Source organism: Rothia sp. HMSC072B03, assembly GCF_001809565.1.
GTDB lineage: Bacteria > Actinomycetota > Actinomycetes > Actinomycetales > Micrococcaceae > Rothia > Rothia mucilaginosa_A.
Window position 1 is genome coordinate 74013 of the sequence record NZ_KV797969.1, and the last position, 20238, is coordinate 94250.

Here is a 20238-nt window from a genome sequence, read left to right on the forward strand (position 1 = left end):
TGAGGTGGCGGAGACCGGCATGGGGATGGCTCGTCCTGTCCCCATGCTGGTCTTCACCCCGATAGCGCTGGCTCCGCGGCGCTCGCAGGCACATACTAAAGCTATGAGCCACTCAGAAGAACCCACCAGCATCCCGGTCCGCCCCGTCTTCGACACCCTGCCCAGCTACGCCGCGGGCAAGCCTCCCGTTCCCGTCGAGGGCCTGACCCGGTACAAGCTTTCCTCTAACGAGAACCCGCTGGGCCCCGTGCCCGAGGTGGCGCGCGTGCTGGCCGAATTCGATGCGGTGCACCGCTATCCCGACCCCCTCTCAACCGCCCTGCGCACCGCCCTCGCCGGGCAGCTGGGCGTGGATGCCGAGGATATCGTGACCGGCGCCGGCAGCCTCGGCGCGCTCAACCAGATTCTCAAAACCTTCGCGGGCGTTAACGCCGACGGCGTGCAGGACGAGGTCATCTACGCGTGGCGTTCCTTCGAGGCCTACCCCATTCTGGTTGGCATCATGGGCGCTCGTAGCGTGCAGGTGCCGAACCTGCCCGACGGCGCGCACGACCTGGACGCTATGGCCGCGGCCGTCACCGACCGCACCCGCCTGATTCTGGTGTGCACCCCCAATAACCCGACCGGTCCCGCCGTGACCGAGAGCCAGATTCGCTCCTTCCTCGCGAAGGTGCCGGCTACCGTTCCCGTGGTCATCGACGAGGCCTACTTCGAGTTCTGCGCGGCCTCCTCCATTCCGGAGGGGGAAGAGCCCCCACTGAACGGCCTGGACATCTACCGTGACTACCCGAACGTCATCATTCTGCGCACTTTCTCCAAGGCGCAGGGCCTGGCGGGTTTGCGCGTGGGCTACTCGATTTCGCATCCGCAGATTACCCGCCACCTGCGGGTTGCCGCGACGCCCTTTGCCGTGTCCGCCCTGGCCGAGCGGGCCGCCGTCGCCTCCATCGAGCACCAGGAGGCCGTCATGGCGCGGGTCAGGCACATCGTGGCCGAGCGTGAGCGCGTCACGGCCCGTCTACGCGAACTGGGCTACGAGTTCCCGGGCACCTACGCAAACTTTGTGTGGCTGCCCCTGGGGGAGCGGACCGGTGACTTCGTTGACCTCATGAACCGGAACGCTCTCTCGGTGCGTGCCTTCGGGTCCGAGGGCGTGCGCGTGAGCATCGGCGAGGTCGAGGCAAACGACCGTTTCCTGTCCCTGTGCGAGCTCTTCGCGCAGGAGGGCTAATCTCGCTCAACATCGCTGGATAAGCTTGAATCGTATAGCGGTCCTGAGCGGATGAAGATGAAGGAACCCTCCTATATATTCTGATTATCGAATATATAGGAGGGTTCCTTTGGCCATTAAACGCAATTGGTAGCGCCGCCGGTTTTCGCCTGCTCATATGCTGAATGACGGGGCGCAATACGCGGTGTTCCAGGCGTGTTCCGAGCGTGCACGTTATTGCCGAGAGCCTGAAATAGTAAACTGGTAGGTATATATGCCCAGTCCTGATGGTGCACCGGCCGTAAATCAGCCTCTCAACCCTCCACCTTTCGTGGAGAATGAGGCTTGGCCCCGGTAGCCCGCAGGCGAAGCCATCGTCACGTGTGGAGGTTAGATGCACGAGAACGACAAGTACCCGGGAGTGCCCGAGCGCATCCAGCTCATGGATGAGAACGGCACCGTCCACGAACACCGCACCTTTAGCCGATACGTCAAAGACGTCGATGGTGATACCCTGCGCGAGGCCTACCGCCTCATGTACACCACCCGCCGCTTCGACGACGAGGCGACCGCCCTGCAGCGCCAGGGCCAGCTCGCCCTGTGGGTTCCTAGCCGAGGCCAGGAGGCCGCGCAGGTCGGCTCCGCACTGGCCTACGCCCCCAACGACTACATCTTCCCCTCCTATCGTGAGCACGCCGTCGCCCTGGCGCGCGGTGTGGATTTCCGCGATCTGATTACCATCTTCCGCGGCACCACCACCCACGGTTGGGACATGAAGGCCCACAACTTCCACACCTACACCAAGGTGCTGGCCGCCCAGACCCTGCACGCCGTCGGCTACGCCATGGGCCTGAACTTCGATGCCGATATCGAGGCTGAAACCGGCAAGCGCCCCACCGGCCAGGGCCAGGCCACCGACCCCGCAACCGACGCGCAGAAGCCCGCCGTCGCGGTCTACTTCGGCGACGGCTCCTCTAGCGAGGGCGACGTTCACGAATCCATGGTCTTCGCGGCCTCCTACGACGCCCCGGTGCTCTTCTTCGTGCAGAACAACCGCTGGGCCATCTCGGTTCCCTTCGAGGTGCAGTCGCGCGTGCCGATTTCGACCCGAGCCGCCGGTTACGGCTTCGAGGGCCTGCGCGTGGACGGCAATGACATCCTGGGCGTGCTCGCCGCAACCCGCTACGCCATGGAGAAGATCCGCGCCGGCGAGGGCCCCGTGCTCATCGAGGCCGAGACCTACCGCCTGGGCCCGCACACCACCGCCGACGACCCCACGAAGTACCGCACCGAGGCCGACCTTGAGGGACCGCTGCACCGCGACCCCATGATTCGCCTCGAGAAGTACCTGCGCGAGCAGGGCTACGCCGACGATGCCTTCTTCGAGGAGGTTGCCGAGTCTGCCCAGAAGGTCGCCTCCGGCGTTCGCGATGCCGTACTGTCCGCCGAGGTGGCAGACTTTGAGCACTTCTTCGACCGCGTCTACGCCCAGGAACACCAGCAGGTTGAGGACGACCGCGAATTCTACCGCACCTACAACGCAGGCTTTGAAGAGGAGTAAAGATGAGCGAAAACATTGAGCGTTTGACCCTCGCCAAGGCCATTACTCGCGGCCTGGAGGATGCCCTGGAGGCTGACCGCACCGTGGTTCTGCTCGGTGAGGATATCGGCAAGCTTGGCGGCGTGTACCGCGTGACCGAGGGCTTGCAGGCCCGCTTCGGCAACCGCCGCGTCATGGATAGCCCGCTGGGGGAGTCCGGCATTATCGGCACCTCCATCGGCATGGCGCTGCGCGGGTACCGCCCCGTTCCCGAGATTCAGTTCGACGGCTTCGTTTTCCCCGCCTTCAACCAAATCACGAGCCAGCTTGCGAAGATTCACAACCGCACCGATAAGCAGTACATCGTGCCGGTGACGATTCGTATTCCCTACGGCGGCGTGATTGGCTCGGTGGAGCACCACTCCGAGTCACCCGAGGCGCTGTTCGCCCACACCGCCGGCCTGCGCATCGTGACTCCCTCGAGCCCGCACGAGGCCTATTGGATGACCCGCAAGGCGATTGAGTGCCCGGATCCGGTCATTATCTTTGAGCCCAAGCGCCGCTACTGGCTCAAGGGGGACGTGGACCTGAACGACACCTCCTTCGACCCGTTTAGCGCCAAGGTCGTGCGCGAGGGTACCGACGCCACGATCGTTGCGTACGGTCCGCTGGTTCCGGTTGCTCTGGCAGCCGCGGAGGCCGCGGTTGAGGATGGCCGCTCGATTGAGGTTATTGACCTGCGCTCGATTTCTCCGCTGGATGTGCCGACCGTGGCCGCCTCGGTGGCGAAGACCGGTCGACTGATTATTGCCCACGAGGCCCCCACCTTCGGTGGCATGGGTGGTGAGCTGGCGTCCGCGATTACGGAGCGTTGCTTCTACAGTCTGCAGGCCCCGGTGATTCGCGTGGGTGGCTACTACATGCCGTACCCGGTGTCCCGTGTTGAGGAGGAGTACGTGCCCGATATTGACCGTATTCTTGAGGCGGTTGACCGCGCTTTCGATTACTAGGCGCGGTTTCGGGGTTGGTATGTGCACCCCGCTTCTTGACGCTTCGTTCTGAGGTGTGTCGCCGGCCCGAAACCGACGGCACGCTCGCGGCGGATAGGACCGCCCATAATATTCCATGTAGGGTATATGCCCTAGTGAGAGGTAAATATGTCCCAGATTTTTTCGCTTCCCGACGTGGGCGAAGGCCTGACCGAGGCTGAAATCCTCAGCTGGAAGGTCGCAACCGGCACCGAGGTCGCCATCAACGATGTGCTGGTCGAGATTGAGACCGCCAAGAGCGTTGTCGAACTGCCCTCGCCCTACGCTGGCACCGTCGAGGCGCTGCTCGTTGCCGAAGGCGAAACCGTTGATGTGGGTACCCCCATCATCCGCATCTCCGGTGGCGACGGCGCGGCCCCGGCCGCCCCCGCCGCGCCGCAGCAGGAGACCGAATCCGGCACCGCGCTGGTCGGCTCCGGACCCAAGGCGGACGCCGTTAAGCGCCGCGCACGTAAGCGCCCCGCCTCCGCGGCCCAGCCCGCACCTGCCGCCCCCGCATCACCCGCGGCGCCGACAGTCCAGGCACCGGTGGCGCACACCCCCTCCGACCCGGTAAACCGCAACCAGGGCCTGCTGAGCGAGCTGGCCGAGCGCGCCTCCCGCTTTGTGGAGAACACCCCGCTGAACTCGGTGGTGCAGCGTCTGGCACCCGAGCCCGCAGCGGCTCCCGCGCCGACTTTGGCTCCCGAGCAGGTTCCGCACCGCCCGACCCTGGCGGCTCCTCCGGTGCGTTTGGCCGCTAAGGAACTCGGCGTCGACCTGGCCCACGTGACCGCCACCGGTGCCCGCGGCCAGGTGACCAAGCAGGACCTCATGAACTACGTTGCCCACCTCAAGGACGTGCAGCACAGCGGTGCCCGCCAGCCCTTCTGGCAGGGTGCAACCACCCCGGGCGACCGCATCGAGCGCATCCCGGTGCGCGGCGTGCGCAAAGCCACCGCGAAGGCCATGGTCGCCTCGGCCTTCAGCGCCCCGCACGTGTCGATTTTCGTGGACGTGGATGCATCCCGCACCATGGAGTTCGTCAAGCGCCTGAAGAAGTCCCGCCACTTTGAGGGCGTGAAGGTCACCCCGCTACTGGTTCTGGCCGCCGCGGTAATTTGGGCCGCCGAGCGCAACCCGCAGGTCAACGCAACCTGGACCGATAGCGAGATTCAGATTAAGCACTACATGAACCTGGGTATTGCGGCCGCCACCCCGCGCGGCCTGATGGTCCCGAACATCAAGGATGCCCAGGAGCTTTCCCTGCGTGAGCTTGCGATTGCCCTGAACAACCTGACCACTCGCGCTCGTGAGGGCAAGACCCAGCCGGCAGAGATGGCGAACGGCACCCTGACCATTACGAATATCGGTTCGCTGGGCATTGATACCGGTACCCCGATTATCAACCCGGGTGAGGTTGCGATTGTGGCCTTCGGTACCATCAAGCAGAAGCCGTGGGTGGTCGACGGCGAAGTGATTCCTCGCTGGGTGACGACCCTGGGCGGCTCGTTCGACCACCGCGTGGTGGACGGCGACCTCTCGGCTCGCTTCATGGCCGATGTGGCGGCCATCCTGGAGGAACCGGCCCTGCTGCTGGATCACTAGGCAATAACCTAAACGGCCCCGAAGGGTCGCTCAACGCGAAGACCTCCGGCGCACATAGCGTGCGCCGGAGGTCTTCGCGTTTTGTATCGGCATCGGTGCGGTGTCCGGTGCTTCGGAGGCTAGCCGTCCTCGCGCTCCACCCGGGTGCTCGGGTACTTATCCACGCGGCGGTGGTATATCTGCCCGCAGGCGCCGCCTATGAGGGCTCCCAGGAAGCTGAGCGCCAGGATGAGCATAATCGCCAGCAGGCCGTTGGAGGTATCCCCGTTCATGAGCCGCTGCATGGAGAACGCGGCGGTGCCGTTCGGGAAAATCTGCGGGACCAGGTAGGTGGCCAGCGAAGCCACAATGAGGCCCATGAGGTGCCACAGCCACACCGCAATACCCTGCTTGGAGCCGGCGAATCGAGCCATGCGTCCGGCGGCGTATCCGCCGACCAGGTAGGCACCAAAGATGAGGACGCTCAGGGCGACCGCCACGGGAACTACGGAGGATTCCCCGGAGAGTAGTCGTCCGATGACGGCGTGGTACTCGAGGGACTGCTCCTGCCCGGTAGAGGTGAGCCAGGCACCGATGCCCCAGCGGCCGCCGTCCATGAGGGTGATGGCCACGAGCCAGCCGAGCAGGCCCGGGAGCACGTGCATGCGGGAGTACCGTTCCTTCTGCATCTGCAGGGCGGTGGCGGCAGTGAGTACCGGTTCGCCGGGCTGGAGGATGGGCTGAGCGGGTTGGCCCGCGGGGACGGCGAAGCCCCCGTGCTGGGTGGGCTGTTCCGGCGCGCGCGGTGCGGTGTTCTGCGGGCTAAAGCTGGGTGCCGTTCCGCGGTCGTTGGCGGTCTGCGCGCCGCGGTGTTCGGACACGCTCGGGGCAGATGCGGCGCTCTGCGCGGGCGCGGAACCCGCGGATGCGCCGCCACCCGAGCTACCCGAGCCGGGGGTGTTGAGCCAGCCGAAGGCGCTTTCCCCGCTGTCCGAGGTGTCCGCGTCATCCTGCGGGCTGGGAGCCGGGATGGGGCTGGGGAAGGCGCGGGTCGCTTCCCCGTCGGTGGTTTGCGACTCGGCGCGGCGCGAGGCGGCCTGCTGCAGGTCCTCGGCGGTCAGCACGACCGTGGGGTCGTCGGAGGAGAAGGCCGCGTCCCACAGATCCTGCTCGCTGGGCGCGGAATTGTCGTTGCCCTTTGCCTGCTGGCTGGCCGCCGGGTGGGACTCCGGCTGCTGGTTGTGTTGTGTATTCATGGCTTCCGATAACGGGGTTCGGGGATCGTCTGGCGACCCGGTGTGTGCGGTGGCTCGCGGGCCGAGCGGGTCTTAGCCTACTCGCTGTGCTCGGACTGGAAGGCTCGGGCCTCTTCGAGGGATTCGGCGGAGTAGGGGTGGGGGTGTGCGGGTCGTTCGTTCTCGTCGAGGGTGCGAACCACGCGTCCGGGGTTGCCGACCACGACGGAGTTTGCGGGGACGTCCTTGGTGACGACGGTGCCCGCACCGATGACGGAGTTCTTGCCGATGGTCACGCCGCCCAGGATGATGGCGCCGCCACCGATCCAGACGTTGTCCTCAACGGTGATGGGTTCGCCGCCCTCCCAGTACGCTGCGCGGTCGACGGGGTTGAGCGGGTGGGTGGGGGTGAGGAACTGCACGTTGTTGCCGACGAGCACAGTGGAGCCAATGCGAATCGGGCAGACGTCCAGGAATACGCAGTCGAAGTTGAAGAAGGAGCCGTCGCCAATGTAGGTGTTCACGCCGTAGTCGAAGCGTGCGCCGGGGCGGATGTGGGAGTGCTCGCCCAGGTGGCCGAGGTTTTCGCGGTAGACGTGCATGGCCTGGGCGTGCTCGCCTCGGGCGTAGTGTTCCTCCGCGAGGACGGTGGCGGCGTGGATGCGCTTAGTCTGTGCCACACATTCGGCGTCGGGCATGTAGGCGGCACCGGAAATCATGCGGTTGAAGACGGCGCCGGTGGGGCGCTGCGGGGTGTGCATTAGTGGGCTCCTCCCAGAAGGTAGACTAGGGCGATGATCGCCAAGCCGATGAGAATGACGACTCCTCCGGCGATGGCGAAGCGCTTGGAAATTTCGCGGAGGAGCTGCTTGAACTGCTCGTCGGTTATGTCTTGCTGTCGCTTACTCATGGTTTAAGTATCCCAGAGTTGCGTCGAGCGCACCCCGGGGAGCGTCGTGGAACGGGTCCCCTTAGCTGGGAGCCTGCCGTGAAGATGGCTTGGAAGGGCGCTGGAAGTTGAGCCGAGGGGTCGTCGGCGGGCACAATCGAAATCATGACTGAGGCTCAGAAGAACACGAACACGGGGGACGCTACCCCCGCGCGCGCCGCGGTGTTCGGCGCACCCGCTACCGAATCCGGTGAGAACCCCCTGGCGCACCGCCCCTGGCTGAAGAACTATACCCCGTGGACCGCGCGCGATATTGAATTACCCGAAACCTCTCTGAGCCACCTCATCGATGAGGCGGTGCGTAGCGTCCCGCAGAAGGTCGCCCTGGAGTTCTTTGGCGCGACCACGACCTACGCTGAGCTGGGTGAGCAGATTGAGCGCGTCGCTGAGGGCCTGCGCCTGGTTGGCGTGCAGGCCGGCGACCGCGTGGCCCTGATTATGCCGAACTGCCCGCAACACATCGCCTCCTTCTACGCGGTGCTGCGCCTGGGCGCGATTGTGGTTGAGCATAACCCGCTGTACACGGGGGCCGAGCTGCGCCACATGTTTGAGGATCACGGCGCGAAGGTCGCGATTGTGTGGGACAAAATTGCCTCGCACGTGACCGAGATGCCGGCCGATATCCGCCCCACCCACGTTTATTCGGTGAACCTGATTTCGGCGATGCCGCGCCTCATGCGTACCGCGCTGAAGCTGCCCGTCAAGAGCGCGCGTGCCTCGCGTGAGAAGCTGACGGGCCCGGCTCCGGGTACGGTGCCGTGGTCGCAGCTGCTTAAGAGCGAGCGTATTGATCCCGCGCATCGCCGCCCGACCGCGCACGATATTGCGCTGCTGCAGTACACCTCCGGCACGACGGGTCTGCCCAAGGGCGTGATGCTCACGCACCGCAACCTGGAGTCGAATGGCCGCATGGGTGAGGCGTGGATTAACCCGGGCGATGACGAGGTGATTTACTCGGTTCTGCCGCTCTTCCACGCGTACGGCATGACCCTGGGCGTGACGATTGCGTCGCTGTGCCGTGCTCGTCTGGTGCTGTTCCCGACCGTGGACATGGACCTGATTTTGAAGGCGATGAAGAAGACCCGCCCGACGATTCTTCCTGCGGTTCCGCCGGTGTACCGCCGTCTGATGGATGAGGCGAAGAAGCGCGGCGTGTCCTTGGAGGGTATCCGCTACGCGGTGTCGGGCGCGATGAACCTGCCGCCCGAACTGGTGGCCGAGTGGGAGGAAGCCTCCGGCGGTTTCATGGTGGAGGGCTACGGCCTGACCGAGTGTGCCCCGCTGGTCTCCTGCAACCCGCTGAACGACACTCGCCGCGCCGGCTCGATTGGTGTGCCCTTCCCCTCGACCGATATTCGCGTGGTGGATCCGGAGACGGGTGCGGATGTGCCTCTCGGTGAGGAGGGCGAGCTGTGGGTCAGCGGTCCCCAGCGCTTCATGGGTTATTGGAAGCGTGAAGACGAGACCGCGAAGACCATCACCCCCGACGGCTGGTTGCGCACGGGCGATATTGTGCGTCTGGACGAGGACTTCTTCATCCAGATTGTGGACCGCATCAAGGAGGTCATTATCACCGGCGGCTTCAACGTCTCCCCGACCGAGGTGGAGGTCGCCCTCAAGCAGCACGATACGGTCGCGGATGCGGCGGTGGTCGGTATCCCGCTGCCCGGCGGCGGCGAGATGGTCGTGGCCGCGGTGGTTCCCGCCCCCGGCCGGGTGGTGGAGGAGCACACCCTGCGCGAACACTGCTACTCGAAGGTGACTCGCTATAAGGTGCCGCGCCGCATCGTGGTCGTGGACGACCTGCCGCGTTCGATGCTCGGCAAGGTGCTGCGCCGTAAGGTGCGGGAGCAGCTGATTGCCTCGGGCGATTTTGAGCAGTAGTGTCGGTTGGTTTGCCGCCCGCCCGTAACGGGCGGGTACGATGAGCGCCGGCTCGGGTTTTAGGCCCGGGCCGGCGCTTTGCGTTGACGCCGACGGACGGCTGGTGGGGGAGTGGAATTGGCGAATAATCATCGTGTGACGAAATATGACGAAATATGACGAGCTTGACGTTCTGTGTCTCATGATTGACCCTTAACTTCCACCGCCGCCCCTGTGCGTGCTGTAATTGTCCCATCATCATTCGCATCGGCTTGTCGGCGCTCTATGCCCGTACCCGGTGAAGCACGTCATCATTCAACAGAAAGATTCATAGCCGTGAAGAAGTTTGCCGCTGCTCTTGCAGTCGTCCCCATGATTTTCAGCATGGCCGCTTGCGGTTCCACCTCGAACTCCTCCTCCGCCTCGAAGAAGGTCACCATCGGCGTGGTCGGCTCCGAGAAGTTCAACAAGACCCTGAAGGAAGAAGCCAAGAAGCAGGGTATCGACATTGAGTACAAGGAGTTCAGTGCTTACACCGAGCCGAACCCCGCACTGGACGCCGGCGACATTGACATGAACCGCTTCCAGCACATCGCCTACCTGTCGAACTACAACGTCAGCGCTAACAAGGACCTGCAGATCGTGGGCCCGACCGTCATCTACCCGATGGCTCTGTTCTCCAAGAAGCACACCAAGCTGGCCGACATCCCCCAGGGCGGCGAGATCGTTATCCCGAACGACACCGTGAACGAGGCACGCGCGCTGAAGCTGCTGAAGACCAACGGTCTGGTCACCTTCAAGAACGCTGACGTGGACGCCCCCACCATCGACGATGTTGACACCGCTAACTCCAAGGTGAAGGTCACCCCGGTCGACGCAACCCAGACCGTGGTTGGCATGGAGTCCGCTGACGGTGCAGTCGTCAACAACGACTTCCTCAAGGACGCAGGCCTGAAGCCCTCGGACGCACTGGCTCAGGACGACCCCAAGACCGACCCCTCGGCCATCAAGTACGTGAACCTCTTCGTCGCCCAGAAGGACAAGGCTGACGACGAGACCTACAAGAAGATCGTTGAAATCTTCCACACCAAGCCCGTCATGGACGCTGTTCAGGAAGAGACCCGCGGCACCGCCGTTGAGGTCAACGTGAGCACCGACGAGTTGCGTCAGTCCCTGGCCAACGAAGAGGCCAAGCTGCGCGCCAAGAAGTAATCTCCTGACAACACGCCTCTCGTAGGCACACGTAAGGCGGTAAGCCCGGGCACCCGATGCGGGTTAGAAGGGCTTACCGTCCTTTGCGTACCGGCGCCAAGTCCTCCCCGGCGCCCCAACCACGACATTTAACGGATACAAATACTATGAGTGAACAGCTAGAAGAGGTTGTAGAAAGCCTCCCCCAGCCCATGGTGATTCTGGACGGCGTGTCCAAGGTCTTCGGTAACGGCCCCAAGGCTGTCCCCGCCGTGGACAACGTCTCCCTCACCATCAACCGCGGTGAAATCTTCGCGATTATCGGCTACTCCGGCGCCGGCAAGTCCACCCTGGTGCGACTCATCAACGGCCTGGAAAAGACCACGAGCGGCACGCTAATCGTGGACGATTTCGAAATCTCCGGCAAGCGCGACTCCGAGCTGCGTGAGGCCCGCACGAACATCGGCATGATTTTCCAGCAGTTCAACCTCATGAACTCCCGCACTGTGCTCGGTAACGTTGAGTTCCCCCTCAAGGTGGCCGGTTGGCCCAAGGCCAAGCGCCGCGAACGCGCCCTGGAGTTGCTGGAATTCGTGGGTCTGAGCGACCGCGCCGGCCACTACCCGAACCAGCTTTCGGGTGGTCAGAAGCAGCGTGTGGGCATCGCCCGCGCGCTTGCGACCAACCCCTCGCTGCTGCTGGCTGACGAGGCCACCAGCGCCCTGGACCCCGAAACCACCCAGGAGGTGCTCGCCCTTCTCAAGCGCGTGAACCGCGACCTGGGTATCACCGTTGTGGTCATTACCCACGAGATGGATGTCGTGGCCAGCATCGCCGACCGCGTGGCGGTCATGGAGTCCGGCCGCGTGGTGGAAGAAGGAACCGTCTACGACGTCTTCTCTAACCCGCAGACCGATGTGGCGAAGCTCTTCGTGGCGACCACCGTCAAGCTGGCCCCCACCGGCCAGGAGGCGGAGGATCTGCGCGCATCGCACCGTGGCTACCTGGTCAACGTCGAAATCGTGGAGGGCAATCAGGAGCTCGGCAAGGTGCTGTCCTACCTGGGTGCCCGCAACGTCCGTTTCAACATCGTGGGCGGCGGTATCGAGACCCTGCAGGGCAAGGCCTACGGTACCCTCACCCTGGAACTCCTCGGCGAAATCACCAGTATTGATGCCGCCGTTGCCGAACTAAAGACCGTTGCCCGCGTGCAGGAGGTGCGCTAAATGTTTGCTACTACTCTTCCGCTGGCCGCTTCGAAGACCGACTGGGGCGAGTTCCTGCCCGAGAAGCTTATTCCGGCTATCGGCGACACCTTCTACATGGTGTCCATTACCATGCTGTGCGCCGGCCTGGTCGGCCTGATTGTGGGTGCCCTGCTGTACACCACCCGCGCCGGTAATATCTTCCAGAACCGCTTCGTGTACACGGTCCTGAACATTCTGGTGAACATCATTCGCCCGATTCCGTTCATCATCCTGATTGCGGCCCTGGGCCCGCTGACCAGCGCCGTGGTGGGTACCCGCCTGGGCGTGAATGCCGCGGTCTTTGCGATGAGCTTCGGCGCTGCGTTCGCTATCGCCCGCATCGTGGAGCAGAACATGGTCTCCATCGATCCCGGCGTGATTGAGGCGGCCCGCGCTATGGGCGCCTCGAAGCTGACCATCCTGTTCACCGTGATGATTCCCGAGGCGCTCGGCCCGCTGATCCTGGGCTACACCTTCCTCGTCATCGGCGTGGTGGATATGTCTGCAATGGCCGGTTACGTGGGTGCCGGTGGTCTGGGTAAGATCGCGATTGTGGACGGCTACCAGCGCTTCAACGACGAGATCACCTGGGCCGTTGTGGCGATTATTATCATCCTGGTCCAGCTGGTTCAGTTCATCGGTAATGCACTGGCCAAGAAGGTTATGCGCCGATAGGCTCGTGCCGCTATAGGCGCAGCTGATAAGGCATAGAAGACCCCCCGGTCTGCTCCTTGAGGAGCGGGTCGGGGGTCTTTCTTGATGCTACCTATCAGGCGAGGCTGTGGGGCGGTGAGGCGTCTGCGGTACGTGCTTAGTTCTGCGCTGCCTCAGACTGCTGCGCCGCCTCAAGCTTGGCGATCCAGGTGTGTGCCGCCTCCCAGAGCTGCGGGTCATTGAACGAATCGAAGCGCCCAAAACCGGCCGGTGCCTTTGCCGGGTCGGTGCCTTCCGGAACGTAAATCATGACCTTTGTACCGGCGTCACGTGCCGCCTGCGCGCCCGCGGGGGAGTCCTCGAATGCCAGCGCCTCGTGACCTTCAAAGCCGAGGCGACGTGCCGCCTCCAGGTACATGTCCGGGGCGGGCTTACCGGCCGGAACGTCGTTACTGCTGACCCAGGTGCGCACCAGCGGGGCGTAACCGTAGCTTTCCATTTTCAGGGTCAGAATGTTCGCGGTGGAGTTCGACGCCACCGCAACCGGCATGTGCTCGCTCAGGAAGCCCAGGAACTTCTGCGCACCCTCAATCAGGTCCACGCCGGAGCTGATGACCTCGTGCTCGGTGGTGAGCAGATCCTTCATCACGCGTTCATGGTGTTCGGCGTACTCTGCGGAGGCGGTGTCCGGCTTCTGGCCGTTCTGCGCCTCGTAGGAGAGCAGGGCAAGCTCCTGCGCAACGTCGGCTGCCGCCAGGCCGGTGAGGCGGTGCTCGACCTCTTCGGTGAAGGGAACAGACCAGCGGGTGAAAAGCTTACGCTGCACATCGTTCCAGACGGTCTCGGAGTCGAGGAGGATGCCGTCGCAGTCGAAGATAGCGCAGCGGGGGAACCAATCGGAGGGTACGGTGTGTTCAAACATAATGTCAGTCTCTCACAGGGTTTTAGGCTATGGAAGCGGCGGCTCGGTGCGTGAGAAAACATACAGGGTACAAGCCGGGTCGGGACACAAAAGAACGCAGTACAAGCGCGCACATCAAGAAACCCTCCCGCCGCGTCCGGAGAACGCAACGGGAGGGTAGACGCCGAGCAGCCTAGAGAGCGGATACCGGCTTATGGGCCACCTGGCGCATAAACGGAATGGTTGCCAGCAGACCCACGTAGACCAGGACCAGACCCAGCGCAATAGCGCCGAAGGTCAGGCCGAACATCTTCGCCAGAATCTCACCGGAAAGGCCCTGCGCCGCAATCAAGGCCGTCAGCGGCAGACCCAGCAGGGCAGAAATTACGCTGATGAGCACCAGCGGACCGAAGACCACGGTAAGGCGCGAAGCCTGCAACAGCCTCGTGGGGGTACCCATCATATTCAGCGAAGAATACAGGGAACCACGCTCGTAAATCGCGGCGCTCTGATTCAGCACCGCAGAGAGAGTGACCAGCAGGTACGAGAAGAACAGCATGAGTAGCATGCCCTGGAACATATCTTCCATGATGGTAACGAAGGTGCCGGCGGCGGGACCCGCTTCCTTCGCCGTTTTGTTCATCTCACCCGCCAGAATCAGGATGGGCCCGAAGAAGGTCACCAGGAAGGTCGACAGCGCCACACCCGAAACCTGACGCCACGCACCGCGCGGGGACTCCAGCACCGCGCGGTAACCCAGCAGAACCGACGCCTTCTGGGTCATACGCACACGAATCTTTGCGTACGCCCACACCAGGAAGGTGCCGATCAGGTCGATGGCAACCATCATCAGCAGACCAGGCAGAGCAATGAAGATCGCGAGGTTCTTGATGGCGCTATCGGCGCCGCCGTCCTGGAAGGGCGAGAACATGCTGAAGCCCGTAGAGGTCGACGCCAGAATCATCACGGCGATGACCAGAACAACACCGATACCCAGGGCAATGTAACCGGCAGAACCAGCCTTCGCGCGGGTACGCACACCCAGGGGGCTAATGCTGACCTTCGCCAGGCCGAAGAGAGAGCTCAGCGCCGCCAGGGCCATACAACCCAGGAAGCAGTAGAAAATCATGCTTACCGGCAGGAGCATATTCTCGGCACCGAGCGGAACGTTCATGAAGTGCAGGGCGCCGAACGGGAAAATCAGCACCAGGTAGAGCAACAGGCCAAGAATGAAACCCACAAGGGAGTACACCAGCGCGTCTGCAACCGACAGACCCACAATCAGGGTCGTGGAGGCACCAATCAGGCGCAGGGAAGCCAGACGCTCGTCACGGCGGCGGGCACTCAAACGAGCAGCCGAAGCGCCCAGGGTAAAGAGCGGAACAACCAGTACCAGAGCGGCAACCCACGCCAAACCCATGTAGAGCTTCTGAATGCCCATCAGGTTCACCAGTTCGTGGTCAACGTTGGAGGCGTGGTCAAGCCAGGTGCTCAGTGCCTGAACACCACCGGCAACCGTCAAAAACAGCGCCGATGAGGCCGCAAAAGCCAGCACGGGAAGAATCGCCTGCGAACTCCATAGGGTTCGCTTGGCGAGCAGAGCATAGATTTGCATTATGCACCTGCCTGAGACTGAGCGTCAGGGTTCTGGGTGCCGTTCTGCGCGGGTACGCCGCCCTGGCTATTGCGCTGATCGCTCACAATCTGGCCGTCCTGCAGGTACACCACGCGGGAGCACGCGGCAGCCACGTTCGGATCGTGGGTGACCACCAGTAGAGTCTTGCCCTGCTGCGGAATCATGGTCAGCAGCAGCGCCATCACCTCGCGCGCGGTCTTCGAATCCAGCGCGCCGGTCGGCTCATCCGCAAAGGTCACGGGGGCGCCGTTCACCTGCGAACGGGCAATAGCCACGCGCTGGGCCTGACCACCGGACATCTCACCCATGCGGCGGTCCAGCATCTGGCCCAGACCCAGGCGGTTCAGCAGGTCAGCAGAAATGGCGCGCGCCTGCTGGCGGGGAATACCCGCAATCATCGCGGCGAGGGAGACGTTCTCCTCCGCGGTCAGCTCGGGAACCAGCAGACCCTGCTGGAACACGAAACCAAAAGAGCTAGCGCGCAGGGAGGTGCGCTCGCGCTCGCTGAGAGACTCGACCGCCACCTGACCGGGGGGGGGGTTGAACAGCACGGAACCGGCATCGAGCTTAATAATGCCCGAGAGCGCGTGCAGCAGGGTGGTCTTACCGGAACCGGAAGGACCCATAATCGCCACGGATTCGCCGGGGTAGATATCGAGGCTCACGTTACGTAGAACCGGGTTATTGCCGTAGGACTTGTGCAGGTTGCGGGCAGAAATAATCGCACCGGGCGCGAAGGGTGCCTGCTGCATCTGCTGGGGCATCTGGGGTGCCTGAGCGGGGTAACCCGGCTGGCCCTGATAATACCCCGCCTGGCTCGGCTGACCCGGCTGGGTGGAGTACTGGCCCGCAGGCTGCGCCGCCTGCGGAGGGGTCATCGAGTACGGGTTCTGGGACGTGGGAGCCTGGAACTGCGGGTTCTGGGGTTGAGGATTCTGCGTCATAGCAACCTTCATCGGATATGAACTAACGGAAGTACCCGTCTATCATCTCAGCTTCTCGGCGGCTCGGCCCTCCATCTGAGGGCTGAAAAATATGGGAATACGCTGAGAAAAAGGGCCGACGCGGCGCGGGAGGGAGCTATTCGCCTCATCCTCCGGTATGAGGTTGGCACCGCGGGCGGCGTGCAGGCGGTGTGGCTTCGACCCCTTGAACTCGCGGAGACGAGTGGGATACTAGAAAGATGACCGACGCACAGAACACCCCCATCATCACCCCCGTCGCGCCCGAACCGCACGGAACCCGCATCATTCTTATGCGCCACGGGCAGACCGATTGGAACATCGACCACCGTTTCCAGGGCGGCACCGACATTCCCCTCAACGACACCGGCCGCGACCAGGTGCGCACCGCCATCGACGCGCTGAAGCAGGCCCGTGACGAAGGCACCGTCGTCGACCTGGTGCTCTCCTCGCCCCTGAGCCGCGCGGCCGAAAGCGCCGAGATTGTGGCCGAAGGCCTGAACGTGCCCTACCGGGGTGCCGTGGCCGGGTTCCAGGAGCGCTCCTTCGGCGAGCTGGAGGGGCAGATCGCCACTCGCGAGCTGGTGCTCGCCTCCCGCGAATCCGGTGAGGAGTACGGCGTGGAACCCACGGAGGAATTCGTCGCCCGCGGCCTGGCGGCCCTGAACCGCGTGCGCCGCGAGTACGACGGCAAGACCGTGCTGGTGGCAACCCACGGCATGTTCATCGCGCTGATGATGAACGCCCTGCTGGGGGAGCGCCCCGACTGCCTCACCGAGGAGGGTTTCTACCCGATTCCCGTCAACGCCTCCCTGACCGAGGTGCCCCTGCAGTACCTGGACAGTACCATCGACCGCCTGCTCGTGCGTCAGAACGAACCTGACCTGGGACCTGAGCCCCTGCCCGCCGGCGCCGAGAACACCACCCTCACCCTGATTCGCCACGGCCAGACCGATTGGAACAAGGCGAACCTCATGCAGGGCGTCACGGACATTCCGCTCAACGACACCGGTCGCGAGCAGGCACGCACCACCGGCCGGAAGCTGGCGGAGATGGGCCTGGACTTTACGGTGCTGGTGTCTTCGCCGCTGTCCCGCGCCCACGAGACCGCGCAGCTGGTCGGCGAGCACTTCGACCTGCAGGTGGACAAGACCTACCCCGAGCTGGTCGAGCGCGCCTATGGTGACGGCGAGGGCCTGGACATTCCCGCCCCTGAACGCCGCGCCCCCGAGCGCTACTACCCGAACGTGGAATCCGAACGCGACGTGTACATTCGCGCGGTACGCGTGCTGCGCCAGATTGTGCGGGACTACGCGGAGCGAGGCGGAGAACAGAAGATTATCGCCGTCAGCCACGGCAGCCTGATTCGCCGCGCCCTCTCCGCCGCCGCGGGTGAGGAGTGGACCGTAACCGTGCCGAACGCCGAGCCGCTGGTGGTGGACGTCCCCGGCCTCTTCGCGTGGGACTCCTCGCGATACACCGACGAGGTGGGTCGCATTGTCTGGTAGCGCGCGCCCCGCGGGCGAAGTCCTTGAGCGTTCGGCGCAGGGGGCATCCGTTGCGCCCGAGGGGGCAGCTGAGTCCTCGGCGCGTCCCCTCTCCCGGGGGATGCGCGTGCTCCGCGGCGCCCTCTGGGCCCTTACCGCACTGTACTGCCTGGTCGTGGCGAGCATCGTGTTCGCCCCCGTCCACGTGGACGACAATGAGATGGGTGGCCGCCTCGCAGCCCTGCTGGATGCGGGCCACGCCGCCGGCTGGCTACCCGAGTTTGTGACCTACTCCAGCATCGAGCAGCTCTCAAACGTCATCATGTTTGTGCCTGGAGGCTTCCTCTTCGCCCTGCTCCTGGGACCGTCTGCGCGACGCCATGTGCTGTACGCCGGGTTCGTGGTGAGCGCGTGCATCGAGACGATTCAAAGCTTCATGCCTAACCGCACGGGGGATTTCGTGGATGTGCTCATGAACGGTACGGGTGCCCTGCTGGGAGCGGCCTGCGCTTTCTGGATGCACCGGGTGCTCCGCAAACGCCGGGAGCGCCGGGCGTAGGGACCGGCCCGCCGCCCGACCGGTGGTGCTGGCGGTCCATTGTGTGGCCCGCGTTATGTGTGGTCCGCGGAACAAAACCCAACGCCTCATCGAGTCAAACAGACATAATCACTCACACGGGGTGGTAAAGGGTGTGGTTTCTGTAGGGAACACAGGGTAATATTCCGGTGAATACGGTGGTTTATATTGACCTACCCACAAAAACCCACATAAAATCAAGTATGATAATGGATGTTCTGGGGCGCACTGCGTTTGCTTCCCGCGGGAACGTACCCGCACTGAGAACACGCCATAGATACGCACAGATTTCCTACCCACTACCGAAAGAACACCGAATTTATGTTCGCAGAAGAACGCCGTGCCGAAATTGCAAAGCTCGTTGCCTCCGCACGCCGCGTGAACGGCGCAGACCTTGCGCGCCGATACGATGTGACCATGGAGACCGTGCGCCGTGACCTTGCCGCCCTGGAAGAGGCCGGCAAGCTTCGCCGCGTCCACGGTGGCGCGGTGACCATCGAGCAGTCCACCTCTCTGGAATCGTCTATTTCCTCCCGCCAGGGCATGAACACCCCGGAGAAGCGTCGCATCGCCACCAAGGCGTACCAGATGCTACGCGATTCTGAGTCGGGTTCCATCGTGCTGGACGCGGGTTCCACCATCGAGATTCTCGCCGACCACATCGGCGCCGAGAACTTCAGCCTCAAGACCGGCAACGACCGCATCATCATCACCCACGCACTGCATATTGCAGTTAAGCTCGCCGAGGCCGAGGGCGTAACCCTCGAGCTGGTGGGCGGTCAGCTGCGTAAGATGACCTGGGCCGCCGTCGGCGCCCGCGCGGCCGAGCACTTCGGCACGATGCGCCCCGATATTGCGTTTATCGGTGCCAACGGCATCGAGCCGCACTTTGGCATCTCCACCCCCGGCATGAACGAGGCAATCGTTAAGACTGCAATCTGCAAGTCCGCCCGTCGCGTGGTCCTGCTCTGTGACTCCGCGAAGTTTGGCCAGGAGTCCCTGGTCCGCTTCGCTGGATTTGAGGATATTGACACCCTCATTACCGATCGCGAGCCCGAGGGCGCCCTTCGCCAGGCGCTCGAGGCCGCCAATGTTGAGATTGTGATTGCCTAATGATTATTACTCTGACCGCCAACCCCAGCCTGGACCGCACGATTGAGCTCGGCGCGCCCCTGGCCCACGGCGCCGTGCAGCGTGCCGTCGGTGCCGTGCAGGATCCGGGCGGCAAGGGCGTGAATATTTCTCGCGCGCTGCAGGTTTCCGGTGTTCCGACCGTGGCTATTGTGCCCGGCGAGTCCACCGACCCGGTGCTGACCGCTCTGTCTGCGGTGGATGTCGAGTTTGCGAACCTGCCGACCGGTGAGCCGATTCGCTCGAATATCACCGTGGTGGACCCCGATGGCACCACCACCAAGCTGAACGCTCCCGGCACCCACTTTGATGCGCAGCTGCGCGAGAAGCTGGACGCCCTGGTGGTTGAGCGTTCCAAGGGAGCCGAATGGGTGGTCCTGGCCGGCTCTCTTCCGCCGGGTCTAGAGCCCACCTACTATTCCGAGCTGGTGGCGGCCCTACGCGCCTCCGGTTACGCGGGCAAGATTGCTATTGATACTTCTGAGGCGCCACTGATTGCGACCGTTGCGGGTGAGCACAAGCCCACGCTGATTAAGCCCAACTCCGAGGAGCTAGCCCAGCTGACCGGTAGCGATAATTGGGAGGAGCTGGAGGCCAGCCCCGAGCTGACCGCCCGCACCGCTCAGAAGCTGCTTGGCGACGGCATCGAGTACGTGTTGGCCACCCTGGGCGGCGGCGGCGCGGTGCTCGTGACCGAGGAAGGTATCTGGCACGCCGTGCACGAGCCGATTCAGGTGCGTAGCACTGTGGGTGCCGGTGACTCTTCGCTCTCGGGCTTCTTGATCGCGCATACTCGCGGCGCGGATGCGCCCGGTTGCCTGGTTCAGGCGGTGGCCCACGGTTCTGCCGCGGCGGCCCTGCCCGGTACCCGTATGCCCTCGCTGGAGCAGACTACCCCCGAGAAGGTTACTGTCCGTCAGATTCAGCTCTGACGAGGAGCGAAGCACTGCCGAAGTAAATATTCTAATTTGAGAATATTTACCCGGGGCTCTGCACACACTTAAAACACAGGAGGAGGGCGTTCCCGCCGGAGCATCCCG

18 protein-coding genes are annotated in these 20238 nt (G+C 63.7%); 12 read left to right on the top strand and 6 right to left on the bottom strand.

Features of this window, described 5'->3' with window-relative positions; genetic code table 11:
- Positions 1-103 precede the first annotated feature (103 nt).
- The 4 genes from HMPREF2630_RS03720 to HMPREF2630_RS03735 all read left to right on the top strand — a co-directional run bounded on the left by HMPREF2630_RS03720 (position 104) and on the right by HMPREF2630_RS03735 (position 5386).
- A complete protein-coding gene (locus HMPREF2630_RS03720) occupies positions 104-1231 on the top strand; it encodes a histidinol-phosphate transaminase (RefSeq protein WP_049343133.1) in 1128 nt (375 codons plus the stop codon).
- A 373-nt stretch (positions 1232-1604) separates the two neighbouring features.
- Positions 1605-2771, top strand: coding sequence for a thiamine pyrophosphate-dependent enzyme (locus HMPREF2630_RS03725; RefSeq protein ID WP_049343134.1), 1167 nt, complete (start codon positions 1605-1607; stop codon positions 2769-2771).
- Positions 2772-2773: 2 nt separating this feature from the next.
- Complete coding sequence (locus HMPREF2630_RS03730; RefSeq protein ID WP_049343135.1) at positions 2774-3760, top strand: alpha-ketoacid dehydrogenase subunit beta; 987 nt, start codon at positions 2774-2776, stop codon at positions 3758-3760.
- A gap of 147 nt (positions 3761-3907) precedes the next feature.
- A complete protein-coding gene (locus tag HMPREF2630_RS03735) occupies positions 3908-5386 on the top strand; it encodes a dihydrolipoamide acetyltransferase family protein (protein WP_070483447.1) in 1479 nt (492 codons plus the stop codon).
- 119 nt (positions 5387-5505) lie between these two features.
- On the opposite strand, the gene HMPREF2630_RS03740 is transcribed toward HMPREF2630_RS03735, so the two are convergent.
- From HMPREF2630_RS03740 to HMPREF2630_RS09180, 3 genes are all read right to left on the bottom strand, one after another.
- Positions 5506-6621 (bottom strand): hypothetical protein, encoded by a 1116-nt coding sequence (locus tag HMPREF2630_RS03740; protein ID WP_070483449.1) that lies wholly within the window; start codon positions 6619-6621, stop codon positions 5506-5508.
- 77 nt (positions 6622-6698) lie between these two features.
- Positions 6699-7361, bottom strand: a complete 663-nt coding sequence (locus HMPREF2630_RS03745; RefSeq protein ID WP_070483451.1) for a sugar O-acetyltransferase — start codon at positions 7359-7361, stop codon at positions 6699-6701.
- On the bottom strand, positions 7361-7510 hold the full coding sequence (locus tag HMPREF2630_RS09180) for a hypothetical protein (RefSeq protein ID WP_168162477.1): 150 nt from the start codon (positions 7508-7510) through the stop codon (positions 7361-7363). The genes HMPREF2630_RS03745 and HMPREF2630_RS09180 overlap by 1 nt, the downstream gene beginning before the upstream one ends.
- A gap of 144 nt (positions 7511-7654) precedes the next feature.
- Between HMPREF2630_RS09180 and HMPREF2630_RS03750 the strand changes: the two genes are divergently transcribed.
- From HMPREF2630_RS03750 to HMPREF2630_RS03765, 4 genes are all read left to right on the top strand, one after another.
- The gene (locus HMPREF2630_RS03750) at positions 7655-9433 is read left to right on the top strand and encodes a long-chain-fatty-acid--CoA ligase (RefSeq protein WP_143131589.1); all 1779 of its coding nucleotides are present in this window, start codon (positions 7655-7657) and stop codon (positions 9431-9433) included.
- Between the two features lie 315 nt (positions 9434-9748).
- A complete protein-coding gene (locus tag HMPREF2630_RS03755; protein WP_070483453.1) occupies positions 9749-10624 on the top strand; it encodes a MetQ/NlpA family ABC transporter substrate-binding protein in 876 nt (291 codons plus the stop codon).
- Positions 10625-10770: 146 nt separating this feature from the next.
- A complete protein-coding gene (locus tag HMPREF2630_RS03760) occupies positions 10771-11829 on the top strand; it encodes a methionine ABC transporter ATP-binding protein (RefSeq protein ID WP_070483456.1) in 1059 nt (352 codons plus the stop codon).
- Positions 11830-12525 (top strand): methionine ABC transporter permease, encoded by a 696-nt coding sequence (locus HMPREF2630_RS03765; RefSeq protein ID WP_005504487.1) that lies wholly within the window; start codon positions 11830-11832, stop codon positions 12523-12525.
- 136 nt (positions 12526-12661) lie between these two features.
- On the opposite strand, the gene HMPREF2630_RS03770 is transcribed toward HMPREF2630_RS03765, so the two are convergent.
- The 3 genes from HMPREF2630_RS03770 to HMPREF2630_RS03780 all read right to left on the bottom strand — a co-directional run bounded on the left by HMPREF2630_RS03770 (position 12662) and on the right by HMPREF2630_RS03780 (position 15985).
- Positions 12662-13426 carry an HAD family hydrolase gene (locus HMPREF2630_RS03770; protein WP_049343140.1) on the bottom strand — a complete coding sequence of 255 codons (765 nt, stop codon included), beginning with the start codon at positions 13424-13426 and terminating at the stop codon, positions 12662-12664.
- Between the two features lie 172 nt (positions 13427-13598).
- Positions 13599-15020 carry an FtsX-like permease family protein gene (locus HMPREF2630_RS03775; protein WP_070483458.1) on the bottom strand — a complete coding sequence of 474 codons (1422 nt, stop codon included), beginning with the start codon at positions 15018-15020 and terminating at the stop codon, positions 13599-13601.
- Positions 15020-15985 carry an ABC transporter ATP-binding protein gene (locus tag HMPREF2630_RS03780; protein WP_070483460.1) on the bottom strand — a complete coding sequence of 322 codons (966 nt, stop codon included), beginning with the start codon at positions 15983-15985 and terminating at the stop codon, positions 15020-15022. The genes HMPREF2630_RS03775 and HMPREF2630_RS03780 overlap by 1 nt, the downstream gene beginning before the upstream one ends.
- A gap of 239 nt (positions 15986-16224) precedes the next feature.
- Between HMPREF2630_RS03780 and HMPREF2630_RS03785 the strand changes: the two genes are divergently transcribed.
- The 4 genes from HMPREF2630_RS03785 (at position 16225) to HMPREF2630_RS03800 (ending at position 20130) form a co-directional block, all read left to right on the top strand.
- Positions 16225-17511, top strand: coding sequence for a histidine phosphatase family protein (locus HMPREF2630_RS03785; RefSeq protein ID WP_070483462.1), 1287 nt, complete (start codon positions 16225-16227; stop codon positions 17509-17511).
- Positions 17501-18049 carry a VanZ family protein gene (locus HMPREF2630_RS03790; protein WP_246822751.1) on the top strand — a complete coding sequence of 183 codons (549 nt, stop codon included), beginning with the start codon at positions 17501-17503 and terminating at the stop codon, positions 18047-18049. Before HMPREF2630_RS03785 ends, HMPREF2630_RS03790 begins: the two co-directional genes overlap by 11 nt.
- 339 nt (positions 18050-18388) lie before the next feature.
- The gene (locus HMPREF2630_RS03795) at positions 18389-19180 is read left to right on the top strand and encodes a DeoR/GlpR family DNA-binding transcription regulator (RefSeq protein ID WP_049331499.1); all 792 of its coding nucleotides are present in this window, start codon (positions 18389-18391) and stop codon (positions 19178-19180) included.
- Entirely contained in the window at positions 19180-20130 is a 951-nt protein-coding gene (locus HMPREF2630_RS03800) for a 1-phosphofructokinase family hexose kinase (protein WP_049343142.1), read from the top strand. Before HMPREF2630_RS03795 ends, HMPREF2630_RS03800 begins: the two co-directional genes overlap by 1 nt.
- Positions 20131-20238: the final 108 nt, after the last annotated feature.